14 protein-coding genes are annotated in these 15,181 nt (G+C 42.0%); 5 read left to right on the top strand and 9 right to left on the bottom strand.

The genetic code is table 11. The annotated features are described in order from the left end of the window. Nucleotides 1–27: 27 nt before the first annotated feature. The 3 genes from FHW88_RS26235 to FHW88_RS26225 all read right to left on the bottom strand — a co-directional run bounded on the left by FHW88_RS26235 (nt 28) and on the right by FHW88_RS26225 (nt 3,234). The gene (locus FHW88_RS26235; protein WP_176628583.1) at nt 28–834 is read right to left on the bottom strand and encodes a polysaccharide deacetylase family protein; all 807 of its coding nucleotides are present in this window, start codon (nt 832–834) and stop codon (nt 28–30) included. Further along, nucleotides 815–1,783, bottom strand: coding sequence for a glycosyltransferase family 2 protein (locus tag FHW88_RS26230; protein WP_090527721.1), 969 nt, complete (start codon nt 1,781–1,783; stop codon nt 815–817). Before FHW88_RS26230 ends, FHW88_RS26235 begins: the two co-directional genes overlap by 20 nt. Nucleotides 1,784–2,052: 269 nt before the next feature. Next, on the bottom strand, nt 2,053–3,234 hold the full coding sequence (locus FHW88_RS26225; protein WP_176628582.1) for a glycosyltransferase family 87 protein: 1,182 nt from the start codon (nt 3,232–3,234) through the stop codon (nt 2,053–2,055). Between the two features lie 109 nt (nt 3,235–3,343). On the opposite strand from FHW88_RS26225, the gene FHW88_RS26220 reads away from it, so the two are divergent. Both FHW88_RS26220 and FHW88_RS26215 read left to right on the top strand, forming a co-directional pair. Continuing rightward, nucleotides 3,344–4,273: a Nif3-like dinuclear metal center hexameric protein gene (locus FHW88_RS26220; protein ID WP_176628581.1), complete on the top strand. Its 930-nt coding sequence runs from the start codon at nt 3,344–3,346 to the stop codon at nt 4,271–4,273. Nucleotides 4,274–4,602: 329 nt separating this feature from the next. Next, nucleotides 4,603–5,463, top strand: coding sequence for an N-acetylglucosamine kinase (locus FHW88_RS26215; protein ID WP_176628580.1), 861 nt, complete (start codon nt 4,603–4,605; stop codon nt 5,461–5,463). A gap of 340 nt (nt 5,464–5,803) precedes the next feature. Here the strand turns inward: FHW88_RS26215 and FHW88_RS26210 are convergent, their stop codons facing one another. Continuing rightward, nucleotides 5,804–6,496, bottom strand: coding sequence for an NUDIX hydrolase (locus tag FHW88_RS26210; RefSeq protein WP_371328320.1), 693 nt, complete (start codon nt 6,494–6,496; stop codon nt 5,804–5,806). Between the two features lie 129 nt (nt 6,497–6,625). On the opposite strand from FHW88_RS26210, the gene pfkA reads away from it, so the two are divergent. From pfkA to gap, 3 genes are read left to right on the top strand one after another with little or no spacing between them, the layout of a single operon-like run. Next, nucleotides 6,626–7,612 carry a 6-phosphofructokinase gene (pfkA, locus tag FHW88_RS26205; RefSeq protein ID WP_176628579.1) on the top strand — a complete coding sequence of 329 codons (987 nt, stop codon included), beginning with the start codon at nt 6,626–6,628 and terminating at the stop codon, nt 7,610–7,612. 7 nt (nt 7,613–7,619) lie between these two features. Next, nucleotides 7,620–8,468 carry a hypothetical protein gene (locus tag FHW88_RS26200; protein ID WP_090527741.1) on the top strand — a complete coding sequence of 283 codons (849 nt, stop codon included), beginning with the start codon at nt 7,620–7,622 and terminating at the stop codon, nt 8,466–8,468. 6 nt (nt 8,469–8,474) lie between these two features. Beyond that, nucleotides 8,475–9,470: a type I glyceraldehyde-3-phosphate dehydrogenase gene (gene gap, locus FHW88_RS26195; protein WP_090527744.1), complete on the top strand. Its 996-nt coding sequence runs from the start codon at nt 8,475–8,477 to the stop codon at nt 9,468–9,470. A gap of 337 nt (nt 9,471–9,807) precedes the next feature. Here gap and FHW88_RS26190 read toward each other — a convergent pair whose 3' ends face one another. The 5 genes from FHW88_RS26190 to FHW88_RS26170 form a co-directional block, all read right to left on the bottom strand. Beyond that, nucleotides 9,808–11,073, bottom strand: a complete 1,266-nt coding sequence (locus FHW88_RS26190; RefSeq protein ID WP_255485447.1) for a DUF5103 domain-containing protein — start codon at nt 11,071–11,073, stop codon at nt 9,808–9,810. After that, complete coding sequence (locus FHW88_RS26185; protein ID WP_090527747.1) at nt 11,070–11,501, bottom strand: hypothetical protein; 432 nt, start codon at nt 11,499–11,501, stop codon at nt 11,070–11,072. Before FHW88_RS26185 ends, FHW88_RS26190 begins: the two co-directional genes overlap by 4 nt. Before the next feature lie 175 nt (nt 11,502–11,676). Beyond that, a complete protein-coding gene (locus tag FHW88_RS26180; protein ID WP_176628578.1) occupies nt 11,677–13,599 on the bottom strand; it encodes an ABC-F family ATP-binding cassette domain-containing protein in 1,923 nt (640 codons plus the stop codon). Nucleotides 13,600–13,868: 269 nt separating this feature from the next. After that, nucleotides 13,869–14,642: an SGNH/GDSL hydrolase family protein gene (locus FHW88_RS26175; protein WP_176628577.1), complete on the bottom strand. Its 774-nt coding sequence runs from the start codon at nt 14,640–14,642 to the stop codon at nt 13,869–13,871. Between the two features lie 123 nt (nt 14,643–14,765). Then, nucleotides 14,766–15,125, bottom strand: a complete 360-nt coding sequence (locus FHW88_RS26170) for a hypothetical protein (protein WP_090527758.1) — start codon at nt 15,123–15,125, stop codon at nt 14,766–14,768. Nucleotides 15,126–15,181: the final 56 nt, after the last annotated feature.

Here is a 15,181-nt window from a genome sequence, read left to right as displayed (position 1 = left end):
ATTTGCTATAAGCTGCTTAACAGCTCGTTAATGTAATACGGCCTCCTGTTTAATTTTGTTTTTAATTGTTTCACAAAATCCGTCCGTCCGTCCAAAGGTGTAACCCTTGTCCATTGCCCAATCGATAAAATCAGCTATCCTTCGTGCAAAAGCTTCGCCCGAGTTTCTGGAAACATAGCCCGGGAAACCGAACTTTTCTTTATCGTGCAGATTGGTAAATTCCCAGGGGTGAAAATAAAGGTTCAGGTAGCCATCCTTTTTAAGCGTTGCCGAGGCCATCCTTTTTAATAAAGAAAGCGGCAAATTATGAAAGCTTAGCCAGAAAAGCGGAAAACGTACGACCGGCGAAACCGAAGCCGGAATCTGCAGCACATCATGGTCATAAAACCAGGTACGTGGTTTATCAAAATTATTATACCGCCCGGGCAGCCAGGTTGGGTTTATAGACGAGTTATACTCATAGCCGGCTTTTGCTATTTCAGCCTCATCAACAGGCATCATCCGTGCCATGCGGAAGCCTGTTACTTCAGTTCCGGAAATATCCTCCAAGACCAGCTTCGACTGCCTTAAATGTTCGGCCTTAAAATCTGAATGATAATACCCGTGCGATGCTATCTCATGTCCTTCGGTCACCATCTGTTTGATGACATCCGGCCTATTGATGGCATAATTGGCAGTGCAAAAAAAAGTAACCTTTATATTTTTCTGCCCCAGTAATTTGAGTATAGCATTGGTACCCCTTGTTGAAATTTCAAGCTGCTCATCAAATGGTATTGATTTACCGTACTCAAACGGCATATCAAACTCTTCAACATCAAACCCTAATAAAATCATTATTTACAATAACAACGTTTGACGACCGGATGATATAATGTGGGCGATGTTTAGACTGCATAAATATTTTGCCAACATACACTCCAATAACACTCATTACAAGTAACTGAAGGCCGCCAAAAAAGGCTATGGTAGCAATAATTGATGCCCATCCCGAAACTGCGTAACCTAAAAAGTAGCTTACTAATACATAAGGGATATACAAAATAGCCAGTGATGAAACCAGTAACCCAATTAATGATACAATGTAAAGCGGCCTTGCACTGAACGCCACAATGCTGCCTACAGCAAGTTTAACCAGCTTTGCAAACGAGTAGCTTGCCTCGCCGGTATGCCGTTTTGATGGCACATAAGGAATGCCAACCTGTTTATATCCTGCCCATTTAATTATCCCCCTAAAAAAGATCTCGTATTCGTCAATCAGTTTAAGCTGTTTTACGACTTTTTCATCAATCAATCTGAAATCGGCGGTACCATTTTCCATCTTGATATCCGAAAGCATGTTAAGGCCTTTATAAAACAATTTTGACGTAACTTTCTGATAACCCTTGCCATGAGGGTTTTCGCCTTCGCGATAGGTGTAAACAATATCATAGCCATTTTCCCAAAGGTTTAACATCTTCAGGATCAGCTGTGGCGGGTGCTGCAAATCAGCATCCATTGTTATCACGGCATCGCCCTGCGCCATTGCAATACCGGCCTTAAGAGCATAATCTTTACCAAAGTTGCGCGAAAGTTCTACATAAAATACATTGGAATGCAGCTCGGCATTGATCTTTAACTCATTCAGGGTATTATCGCGGCTTCCGTCGTCAACAAAGATCAGCTCATAGGCATATCCCGTGGGCGAAAGTGTTTCACGAAGTTGCTCAATTAAATAACTAATGTTTTTTTCTTCGTTATGAGAGGGTATAACAATAGAGATCTTCTTATCGGCAAGGTAAGTCATAGTTATACTATGGATTTTTAATTGTAATAGGTGGTATAGTAATTAAGCTTATATTTGAATACCTTTTAGGCACCGCTTTTTTACTTAAATAACCTTACGCTAATTTGTTACAAAATGTAACTGCCGTAATCAGATTTAAATAAAGGTGTCAAATTCCTCAAATGTAACTTTAATGTTACAAACATAAAAATTATTTATTAATCTGCAAGTTTTCCGGGGTTTACATCAAAAATTAGCCCCTGCAGAATTGTTTTCATATCAGTAATCCTCTAAACTGCGGCCGTATTCAATACACTTTTCTTTTCGCCCGCAAAATCCCTGGTAAGCGTTTCGTAAATTATTTTAAGCCAGATCAAAAAGCAGGGTATCGATTTTAGTTTATAAGGAACAATATATTGGGTACGGATAAAGGAGGGAAAAAGATCTGAAGGCGAAAGACTTGTTATCAACAGCGCCAAAACCAACAGGAAAATCTCGAAGCCGGTTACTGGTCGGTTTAAATTCATAAACCAAACGGCTACCCCGACAAAAGCAATGATATAAGTTGATGATTCGGCCGAACTGCTGAATATCACCGCAAAGATCAGCACCGACGATAGGATGAGCCGCTGATATTCCAAAATTTTATAAGCGCCTATGCGCAGGTATGACAGCGTGAACAGCACTAGCGCCGGTCCTATTACATACATATTTTTGAGGTCCTCATAATGAGATATCCTTCGGATAAAACCGGTAACGCAAATCTCCTGCATTAACGAATGTTGATTACCTGAATTTTTGATCACCAGATCGGTATACCAGTCGTGATAAGTTTGGATGATAAACGAAGGTGACGAAATAGCCATCGGCAACACAAACAACACTACCGACCAAAATATAAAGCTGAGCACAAACTTTGGTTTATTTGTGGAGAAGAAAAAGAAGGCCAGCCCAACTATCCCATAAAGCTTTATAAATGCACCAAGGGCAATCATCAATGCAGCCCAAAAATCCTGTTCCCGCTTTATAAAATTAAAACTTAGAATAATCAGCGCCGCAATCATGGGGTTACTTTGCACATTGGCCGATGCCGTCATCAGCTCATGGGCGCACAACAAAAGCACAATAACATACTGATCTTTTTTTAGCGGCAATAATTGAATAGCCTTAAAAAGGATAAACGCATTAAACAGCACCCATAAAATAACCCCGATACTATCTGGCAGGATAGAAAATGGCGCCATGATTATTGAAAATATTGGCCCGTAGTGGTTCAGGTCATAATAATGCTCAGGCTGATAAGCGTACAGGTTATGCTGATGAATGGTATTTAAAAAGTTAAATTTAAATATGGTGTAATTGTTAAAGCCCTGGTGGGCTAAAACACCTTTAATTACCAAAAATAAACTTAGGCCAAACCATAAAGAATATACAAAAGGTTTGTTGGTGATAAGCTTAGCAAGTTTTTGCACGGATTAGGGGTCGTTAAATTTATGCGAAGATATAAATATGTCACACAATTATTACAAATCCCTAAATTAACTTACCTGTGCTATCTTTGATCAAAACCCAATCATTACCATGAAACCAAACCCTTCCCCCATCAACCATAACCCCGATCGCCGTAAATTTATTGGTCAGTTAGGTGCCTTAGCCGGTACTGCAGCATTGTTGTCGGCTCCATTTGCTGCCGATGCCATCATCTTTACTAACCCTGACGAACAAGTTACTGTAGGGCAAATCATCGATCTGTTTATGAAACAAGTGCCGGGCGCTCCCTTCCCTAATACGGTTGATACCCTAAAATCGGGCAACCGCGATATTGTTGTTACCGGCATAGTTACCACCATGTTTGCAACCATTGGCATTATTGAAAAAGCAATCAGCTTAGGGGCTAATTTTATCATAGCACACGAACCAACTTTTTATAACCATGCCGATGAAACCACCTGGCTGGCCAACGATGACGTATTTCAGTATAAAAAACAATTGCTCGACAAGTACAACATTGCGGTTTGGCGCAACCATGATACCATACATAGCCTTAAACCCGATGGCGTTGGCATTGGTTTGTTAAAGCAGCTTGATTGGATAAGCTATTACAAACCCGAAACAGGGAACCTGTTAAACATTCCGTCTACCTCCTTAAGTTCGCTTATCGAAACATTTAAAAAGAAGCTAAAAATTGAGAAGGTACGCTACATTGGCAATCCATCACAAAGCTGCCAAAAGGTGCTGCTGTTACCCGGGGCGGCCGGTGGTAAAAGACAGATCACCGAAATGAGCACCAAAAAACCAGATGTACTGATTTGCGGTGAAATTTCAGAATGGGAAACTGCCGAATATGTGAGGGATGCCCAAGCCAAAGGCGATAAACTTTCATTAATTGTATTAGGGCATATTGCCAGCGAAGAACCGGGTTCGGAGTTTATGATAGGATGGCTGAAGCAAAACGTACCCGGCATTAAAGCCACACACATTCACCCGGGTAATTCACTTGCGTTTATGTAACCCGTTTGTAATACAAAATACACGTTTTAGCATTAATTAAAGCCAATATTTTGCTTAATAATGTAACATTGCGTACAATTGTAAATTACTCTGTTTTTAAATTGTAGGGCGCACTGCTTATCTGTAAACTTTACATTTAAAAAAAGGTATAGTTGACCTGATTAATTATTGATAACAATGGTATAAAAGCACCATTTAAAGTTTAATTTATACAAAAAAGTAGCTATAATTTAAGTAAAAATCGCAATTTTCAATTTTTAAAATACTAAGTGTTTTTTTTACAATAAGTAAATCCTACTTTTAACCGATTTTTAAAAAAACAAAAATTTATGATCATAATTGCTGACGGTGGCTCAACCAAAACAAATTGGTGCCTGGTTACCGAAGAGGGAAAAAAAGTTTACTTCAATACCGAGGGTTATAACCCCTACTTTTCAAGTACAGAGTATATTATACAGTCACTGAACGAAAGCCTGCCAACCGATCTTGAAAAAAACCTGATCACAGAGGTAAATTACTATGGTGCCGGCTGTTCAACCCCCGAAATGCGTAAAATTGTTGAGGAAGCTATGAAAGTAGTTTTCACCGGCGCTAAAGTTAATATTGGCCATGACTTGCTTGCTGCTGCCCGTGCTTTGCTTGGTAACACCGAAGGCTTTGCCGCCATATTAGGTACCGGAACCAATACCTGCATTTATGATGGTAAAGAAGTTGTACACAATATTGATTCGGGCGCCTATATTCTTGGTGACGAAGGCAGCGGTTGCTACATCGGCAAAAAGCTGTTAACAGATTACCTGCGCGGTTATATGCCTGAGCCTGTACGTGCCCTTTTCTGGGAAACTTACAAACTTACTCCTGATGATATCAATGAGCAGGTTTATACCCAGCCGCGTGCTAACCGTTTTTGTGCAAGCTTCAGCAAATTTGTTTACGATAACAACGTACACATCGAATATTCACGCAACCTGGTACGTACCTCGTTCGAAGATTTCTTTCGCAACCTGGTAACCCACTACCCTGATTACCAAAAATACACTTTCAACTGCATCGGTTCGGTAGGTTATAACTTCCGTAACGTGCTGGAAGAAGTAGTTACTGAAAATGGCATGGTTGTTGGCAACATCATCCGCTCGCCTATAGATAACCTGGTGAAATACCATTTGGAATTAGCACCTTCTTCTTTATAGTTAGAAGCAAGACATCAAGAATCCAGACCTAAGACGTCAAGATTTTAGCTAAAAAGGACTGGAACATTTTCCGGTCCTTTTGCTTTTTACGTGTTCTTCAACAAATGAATGGGATGATTCTGCCGTCTGTATACCTGTGTCACTACACTTTCTACAGATAGTGGATACCTGCCCCCTCCACCCGTCATTGCTTCGCGCCTCGCAATGACGGGGTGAAACGATCACTAAAAACAAAAGGGCTGGAAAATCTCCCAACCCTTCTGTCTTATAATTCTATTTCTTTCTTGGCTCTTGATTCTTGACTTCCTGACTCTGTCCTGACTTCCTGACTCTCTAAAAGCTATACCAAATTCATCTCTCCCTGAAAAATCTTGCCGTACTTACGTTTATCAAACTTGTACAGTTTAGCGGCGCGGTATGATACCCCCTTCTGCTTTTCATCAAGCTCCTTCAAAAAGCCATAGCTGAGCATCTTTTTGCGAAAATTGCGTTTATCAAGCTTCTTATCCAAAACAGCCTCATAAAGCGACTGCAATTGGGTAAGCGTAAATTTTTCGGGCAATAGCTCAAACGCTATCGGCTGGTAGTGTAGCCGGCGCTTTATCTTATTGAACCCTGTTTTAAAGATCTCACTATGGTCAAACGCCAGTTTAGGCAATTCGCTTACCGGATGCCAGAATGCTTTTTTGGCATATTGGGTAACCGGTCGTAATTCCTTTTGCCCGTTTATGCGGATCAATGCATAGTAAGCAACCGTAATTACACGGCCCTGGGGGTGGCGGTTCACTTCGCCAAAAGTATGAAACTGCTGCATGTGCAAATCACGTAAACCTGTAAGCTCATACAGGATCCGCTCAGCCGCATCATCAATACTCTCGTCTTGCTCAACAATATAGCCGGGCAGTGCAAGCCAGTCTTTATATGGCTCCTCGTTTCGCTCAATAAGCAAAATTTTAAGCTCGCCGGCTTCAAAGCCGAATATCACGCAGTCAATCGAGAATACGGAATCAAACTTGGGTAACATTAGTTCCAAACTATTAGTGAGATTTAGTTAATAAGTTTAAAGATATAGCCTTAATTCCTAATCCAAAAAAAAATAAATAAAATTTAATGGTGTAATTTACACACAGTATCTTCGTAGCGTAAAATTAAGGAGCGAAAGATGCGTAAAATTTCAAAAATAGGGGTTTTAACTTCAGGCGGTGACGCCCCCGGAATGAACCCTTGTATACGTGCCGTTGTGAGGACCGCACTGTATAACGGGCTGGAAGTTATAGGTATAAGGCAGGGTTATAAAGGCCTTATCGAAAACGACATGTATGAAATGGATAAACGCTCGGTAAGTAACATCCTTAATTTGGGCGGCACCATTTTAAAAACCGCGCGTTGCCTGCCTTTCAAAACTGACGAGGGCATGGAGATAGCATACCAAAACGCCAAAGCCCGTGGTATCGATGCCCTTGTGGTTATTGGCGGTGATGGTACTTTTACCGGTGCCCTGCGTTTTTCACGTAAGTATCCCGACATTGCAGTAATGGGCGTACCGGGTACAATTGATAATGACCTTTGCGGTTCAACCTATACCCTTGGTTTTGATACCGCTACCAATACGGTTATCCAGGCTATCGACAAAATCCGCGATACTGCCGATGCGCATGACCGCCTTTTCTTTATAGAGGTTATGGGCCGCGACTCGGGCGCTATTGCCTTGCGTGCAGGTATATCATGCGGTGCCGAAGCTATTTTACTTCCTGAACGCGCTACTGCTATTGATGATTTGATCGTAAACCTTAAAGAGGGCCACATGAACAAAAAATCATCAAGCATTGTAATTGTTGCCGAAGGTGATAAAAACGGCGGTGTTTATGACGTGGCAAAGGCTGTACAACAAGAAGTTAAAAATTACGACATAAAAGTTACTATCTTAGGCCACTTGCAACGGGGCGGTGCGCCGTCAAGCTTTGACCGTATTTTGGGCAGCAGGCTTGGCTTTGCTGCAGTTAACGCTTTGGTTGCCGGCGAATCACAAAAAATGGTAGGTTTGCAGGCCAATCAGATCATGATGACAGACCTGGAAGCAGCACTTAACCAGCACGAGTTTAAGCTTGAAGAAGACCTTTTACAAATGATGGATATATTATCGATATAGATTATTAATGATTGCAGTTGTTTATAGCGGATCGTACTTTGCACATTGGAGGCTTACTGATAAGGGAAGAACTGTTGCTTCCTTTAAAACCAATGGCATAAATCCCTATTTTAACGACGAGAAGCACATCCTTCAACTGCTCAATAAAAACATCAATCTTATACACCACGCCGAAGTGATCAGACGCATCTACTTTTTTGGTGCGGGCGCCTCGTCAGATGAGCGGAAGAAGATAGTACATAGTGCTTTTTCAACCTTTTTCAAGTTCGGAAAAGTTTCTGTCGAGCATGATATTGCCGGGGCGGCTATAGCCTGCTGTAAAAACGAACCCGGCATTGTGAGCATTTGCGGCAGCGGCAGCAACGCCGCCTGGTATGATGGAAAAAGAGTTTGGCCAAACAATTATGGCTTGGGTTATATCCTGGCCGATGAAGGATCGGGCAACTGGCTGGGCAGGCAGCTCATCAAGGAATTCATGAACGATACCCTGCCTCTATCTATCCGTAAAAAGTTTATACACAAATACGATGCAGACCGTAAAAATCTGCTCGAAAAGGTTTATCGTCAAAAGCAACCTGCTTTATTTTTAAGTTCCTTCACCGATTTTTATCTCGATAATAAAAACGATCATCATCTGCAAAACGTCATAAAAAAAGGATTTAGCAAGCTAATTTACACATATTTGTTACCTTTATATCAGCAACACCCGGGTACGTCTGTTCACTTTGCAGGCTCTGTTGCTTTTAATTTTCAGGAACACTTGTATGAAGCTGCCGCCGAAGCTGATCTGCAAATCACTAATATAATTAAAGAACCCATAAATAATTTATTAACCTACTATTCAAGTAAAAATTAAAAAATCATGAAAATAGGAATTAACGGTTTCGGCCGTATTGGCCGCCTGGCATTCAGGGCTGCAATTGAAAGACCAGACATTGAAGTTGTTGGTATTAATGACCTTGTTGAGCCGGATTACATGGCTTACATGTTAAAATACGATTCAACCCATGGTCAGTTCAATGGTACTATTGCTGTTGAAGGCGGTCATTTGGTTGTTAACGGTAAAACCATCCGCGTTACTGCCGAAAAAGACCCTGCTAACCTTAAATGGAATGAAGTAGGTGCTGAGGTTGTAATTGAATCAACCGGTTTGTTCTTAACTCAGGAAACTGCTCAAAAACACATCGACGCCGGTGCTAAAAAAGTAGTAATGAGCGCTCCTGCAAAAGATGATACCCCTACATTTGTAATGGGTGTTAACCACAAAGCGTTGAAAGCCGATCAAAACATCGTTTCAAACGCTTCATGTACTACCAACTGTTTAGCTCCTATCGCTAAAGTATTGGACGATAAATTTGGTATCGAAGAAGGTTTGATGACTACTGTACACGCTGTTACTGCAACTCAAAAAACAGTTGACGGCCCATCTGCAAAAGATTGGAGAGGTGGTCGTGGTGCTTACCAAAACATCATCCCTTCATCAACAGGTGCCGCTAAAGCTGTAGGTTTAGTTTTACCTCAGTTAAAAGGTAAATTAACAGGTATGTCATTCCGCGTACCAGTTGCCGACGTATCTGTAGTTGACTTAACTGTACGTTTGAAAAACGGTGCTTCATACGAAACCATCAAAGCTGCTATGAAAGAAGCTTCTGAAGGCGAATTAAAAGGTATCCTTGGTTACACTGAAGATGAAGTTGTATCTGAAGACTTTAAAGGCGATGTGCGTACTTCAATTTTCGACGCTAAAGCAGGTATCGGTCTGAATGATAACTTCGTAAAAGTTGTTTCATGGTACGATAACGAGTGGGGTTACTCAAACAAACTGATTGACCTTGTTCAGGAAATTGGCAAATTATAATCGCTGATTTTTTTAGATCATATAAAACGCCCTTCGGATAACCGGAGGGCGTTTTTTGTTAGAGAGGGCTTACTACGCCGCATGGATATTCAGAAAATTTATTAATTTGTAGCAGGCACCTACGTTTTAATATCTAACAATACATGAAAACTATTGATTGTGCAGATGTTTGAACTTTACTTTACAACCAATTGCGCCATTAACCCGCAGGTAGCAAAATCGTTTACAACTTGCAAGCCTCTGCAATTATTAACTATTAAAGTAGTCAGTAGTTCGTGCCAGTCCTGCTTTGCTGGTATTCAAAACCCTCTCAAAAGGGAGAGGATTTAGGAGAGATCTACCTCTTCGTCACCAACTCCCTATAACCCACCAGCTCATCCCAACGGGCCGCGGGAGGACGATAATAGGTAAGTACCTGGTATTCGTTTTCAGTTTCAAAGTGGCTGCCCTCAAAAGGGATATCATCAGCTTTGCCGGTTTTAGCATCTACCCAAACGTATTCATAATCATACACGCCTTGTTTTAGCAGCATGTTTACGGTGTATCTTCCGTTATCAAGCGGGTGTAGCTTGTTGCTATCATCAAGCCGGTAATTGTTAAACTGCCCTACCACATAAGGTGCTCCGTCTTTAGGATTTTTATTGGTTGATAACGTGAAGTATACGTGAGCGTAATCGGCATCGGTGGCCGGCGTGGTACCATCATTATTCAGGATGTAAAACTTACCGTCGTTATCGTACTGAAAAATGTAGTTGGGCTGGTCGCGCACGGGGTCGCCAAGCAGTACCACTACGTTAACGGAGTCTTTGTAAATTTTGGCTACCCTTTGCGAGTTAAGTTTGAGCGTACGCATATCAAACAGCCTGAACTCGTTACGGCCCGGAAAATCATTAATGCTTACATCATTATAAATTAACTGCGAACCACGAATATAAGTTGGCTGCCCGTTAAGCACCGCCGTTTCGGTACGGGCGTTTTGCATAATAAAAGTACGCAGGGCATAAGCCGGGTTCTGCACAACAAGGCCCGAATAATCAACCGTAAAATTGATTTTTTGATTAGTTTGCCGGATAGCATTATTGGCCGAAGCTACCAGATCGGCAGCTATCGAAACACGTTTGCCCAGCACGTACAAGCGGCGGGTAAGCACCATTTTGTTTTGATCGCCATCTTCATAAACCTTCAGCACATAGTTGCCCGATATTTTGGGGGCGATGTTATTGTTGGGCAACGAAATTTCGTAATGGGTATATTTTTGCATGGTGCCGGTTGAGTAGCTGTAATTGTACAGCCGGTCGTCGGTAAAGCTTTGCAGGTACTCGGCAGATGAAAGGTTTGACGAGTTCCAATTAGCATCGCAATGCTCAATGGTATAATAGTAATTACGGCTGCCCCCACGCAGGTCATCGAAAGTTAGCAGCACCTTTTCATCGGTCCCCAAATTAATAACCGGGAAAGAGCCCTGCTTGGCAGTGTTATAAAACTCAACGCTTTTTATAGCCGGAGAGTAAACGTTGTTGTTGTAGGGGGATTGTTGTGCAAAGCTTTGTTGAGCAAATAAGATAAGGAGCGCAATACTCAAAAAAAATCTCATCAATTTCATTCCTCTTCAATATTTGTTTTATCCTGCAGCCAATTCTGCCTGACATCAAAACTAAACAATGCAATTGATAAAAATAAGAATGGGGCGCCTGTAGCAAATGTAAACTTAGCACCACCATCGTTGGACATATTATGTGTCTGGTAAAATAAACCTGTCCACATAAATATAACACCAATAAGCCGTGTAATTACATGCATTCTGTGTGTACCGAAAAACAACAAAAGTTGTCCGATAAAAAAGAACAACGCTGATGCCGCAAGGGTATCTTCATTATTATTGGATAGTTGTAATGAAAACTTAAGCCCTTTTGCTATCGGGGCCATGATTTCAATCAACATCATTGGTACCGCGCCGTGACCTGCCCCAACTATAATAAGGCAACTGGATATTATTATAGCAATGACAAGGCTACGGTATTGATTGGTCATTTATTAATTTAGGTTTATAGTCGCTATTACAACGCAATAGCGACTTTCGTGTTCATCAGGGCCCTCTTCGAGAGACCCGGATGGGACGTTAATTGATGGGACGTTAATTCACAATAACAGTTTACTCCACACGCTCATCAAAGCCCTCTCCCTTTCGGGGAGGGTTGGGTGGGGTTTACGATTCCAACTCCAATATCTGCTCGGCAAGTGCTTCCCACTTTTCCTGCAATTGTTTCAGTTCGGTTTGTTTGGCGCTGTAGGCAGCGTTGGTTTGTTTTAATTTGGCGTTATCGCTGTATATTTTTTCGTCGGCCAGCTGGGTTTCAAACTGCTTTACTTCTTTTTCAAGGTCGGCAATTTGTTGTTCCATTTTGGCCAGGTCCTGGTTCAGTTTTTTAAGCTGCTGATGTTTGTTTTCGCCTTGCGGCTGTTTAGCCGGCTCGGGCTTTTTCTCTTCCTTTTTAGGCTGAGGTGCCGGCGCGGCAGCTTTGGGCTCCAGTTTACGTTTGGCATACCATTCATCAAACTCGGCATAAGTACCCGGATAAATCTTGATCTTCTGATCTTCAATAAACCAAATCTTATTGGCTACATTATCAAGGAAATACCTGTCGTGCGATACCACAATGAAAGTACCCTCATACTGGTCAAGCGCCTGGATCAGGATATTAACCGACTGCATATCCAGGTGGTTGGTAGGCTCATCCAGTACCAGGAAGTTAGCATCGGCAGTAAGCGCTTTAGCCAGTGCTACGCGCGATTTTTCACCACCCGAGAGTACTTTGATCTTCTTAAACACATCGTCACCGGTGAACAGGAATGAACCTAAAATGGTACGCAACTCGGTATCAGTATGTTTGGGGGCAAATGATTGCAGCTCCTGTAATATCTGATTTTCGAGGTGTAAAGATTCCAGTTGGTGCTGGGCAAAAAAAGTAGTAGTTACGTTATGACCGGTAGTTACCGTACCTGTATAATCCTTATCGGCCGATGCGATGATACGCAACAGGGTTGATTTACCTTTACCGTTGGCACCGATGAGTGCAATTTTATCACCTTTTTCAATTACAGCTTCGGCGTGGTCAAGAATATCGATAGCAGGGTATTTTTTGGTGATATCCTCTAAAGTGATCACGTGCCTACCCGACTGTTTGCTGAAACGGAAAGCGAAGTTAACGGATGGATTATCGTCATCCACATCGTCAATACGCTCCATCCTATCCAGCATTTTGATGCGGGATTGCGCCATTTTAGCTTTAGAAGCCTTGGCACGGAAACGCTCGATCAAACGCTCTTCCTGTTTAATTTTTGATTGCTGGTTTTTAAACTCACCGCGCTGAATTTCTTCGCGCAGGGCTTTTTCTTCGAGATAGAAAGAGTAGTTGCCCGCGTAAACAGTAAGCTTGCCTTTGCGCGATTCAACCGTACGGTTGATCACCTTATCCAGGAACCACCTGTCATGCGATACGATGATGATAGCACCGGGAAAAGATTTCAAATAGTCTTCCAGCCATTGGATAGATGGTAAGTCGAGGTGGTTGGTAGGCTCATCCAGCAGCAGGATATCGGGTGCCTGTAACAGAATCTTGGCCAGCATAACACGCATCCGCCAACCGCCCGAAAAGGTGCTCAACTTACGCTTGCAATCCTCATCACTAAAGCCCAAACCGGCTAAAATCTCATGTGCTTTATATTCGATATTGTAACCATCGAGCAATTCAAACTCGTGCTGCTTGTCGCTAAGTTTATTTAACAATTCTTCGCTATAATCAGTTTCCAGCTTTTTGAGCAGGTTCTCGATCTCATCGTGCAGCTGGTTCTGGCGCTCAAAGGCTTCCATGGCCACATGTACGATGTTTTTATCAGATGAATATGAAAGCAGATCCTGGTTAAGGTAACCCATAGTAAGGTCCTTAGCCATTGATACCGTTCCGGAAGTAGGCTTATAGTCGCCTACAATAATTTTTAAAAGGGTAGTTTTACCTGTACCGTTGGCACCAATTAAACCAATTTTTTCACCGGGTTTAATATGCCAGTTGGCTTCATCATATAAGGCCCGCGCACCAATCTCGAACGTAAGGTTATTTATAGCAATCATTTACGCGCAAAGATACGCTTTTTGTTTTAAGGCGAAAGATGAAAGGTTCTTTAGGAGGAGGTGAAAGCAGAAAGGTAAAAGGTGAAAGGCTTTTAAAATGCGATAAATAGAAAGGCCAAAGATACACCAAGAAGCATGCAAAACTGCAGCTACCTTTTACCTTTTATTTGCAAAGCCGCAGCTACCTTTTGCCTTTCACCTTTAGCCTTTTACCTTTTATTTGCAAAGCCGCAGCTACCTTTTGCCTTTCACCTTTAGCCTTTTACCTTCTAAAGAGCTCCAACCGCTTTCAACCAGGTTTGGGCCATGAGGGCTTCACCGGCAACGCTGGGGTGTACGCCGTCAAGGTTCCAGTAGGTGGCTGGTGCTGTTTGCTCGGCTTTGTCAAATGCCGATTGGTAAGGCACAAATACCGCATCAAACTCTGCAGCAATATCTTTAGCAGCTTTACGGAAGATATCAAATGTAGGGTACCATTTATCATCAACGGCCTTCACGTTTTTTTCGGCGAAGGGCTCGCAGATCACCAGTTTAATATCGGGCAGGGCTTGCTTGGTACGGGTAAGCAACGCCCTGTAATCGGCGATATAAGTATCTATTGTACCTTTGTAACCACTGGTAAGGGTATGCCAAAAGTCATTCACGCCTATGTGAATACTTAATATGTTTGGTTTAAGGGCAAGACAATCGGTATCCCAGCGCTCGGCAAGCTGATATACTTTATTACCGCTGATACCTTTATTGTAGATTTTTAAACCTTTATCAGCGTGTTTAAGCAGCAATTGTGAAGCAGTTAACAAAGCATAGCCCGAGCCTAAAGCGCTGGTAGTATTGGGTTCGGTTTTGCTATGGTCACGCCCCCAGTCGGTAATGGAGTCGCCCTGAAAAAGCACTACATCGCCCTGGTTAAAGGTTAGCTTTTTTGCAGGTCTTTCGGCAGCTAAAGCCGATAAAACAATTGAGGGTATGCCCATAGCCGCAAGCGTGCCTACAGCGGTGGTTTTTAAAAAATGCCGACGGTAGTTTTGTTTGGTATCTTTCATTTGAGGATTATAAGGGTATTTGCCGAAAATACTGATTTGCTATAACTATTAAAATTTTGTCGGGTTTTGTACCAGTATTTGTAAAAGGAATATTACGTGCCTCCACAATTGTAGCAACAGTTCTTATTTATCAGCCACAAAATTTATCGGTTTTTCCGGATCAAAGGTAACATATACCCGTTTCCAGGGCTCATCATCCATCAGTCGCCATTTGTGTGCTGTTCCGGTTATATCCTGGGCTATCAGGATCTCGCCGGGCCTAAGTATGAATTTTTCGCCGGGATAGGTTTCAAATTCAAGCGTACCGGTAAGGGTTATCACATACTGATTGGTTGGGGCATTATGGTAATCATAAAACGCATGCGGTTCCGATTCCTGGAACCTTATTGCCAGAGCTTCGTTAAGCGACCCTAATTCAACCATCCCTTTTTGTATATGCGAATGACCGTCATCACCGGTATATAACCTGTAGGCTTTTATCATGCAGGCTAAACTAATATTTAAGTGCTAATTCAGCTCAATTATTATGTAATTATTAT

Origin of the sequence: Mucilaginibacter sp. SG538B, from assembly GCF_013376065.1 — a bacterium.
GTDB lineage: Bacteria > Bacteroidota > Bacteroidia > Sphingobacteriales > Sphingobacteriaceae > Mucilaginibacter > Mucilaginibacter rubeus.
This window is presented reverse-complemented; position numbering and strand designations above follow the sequence as displayed.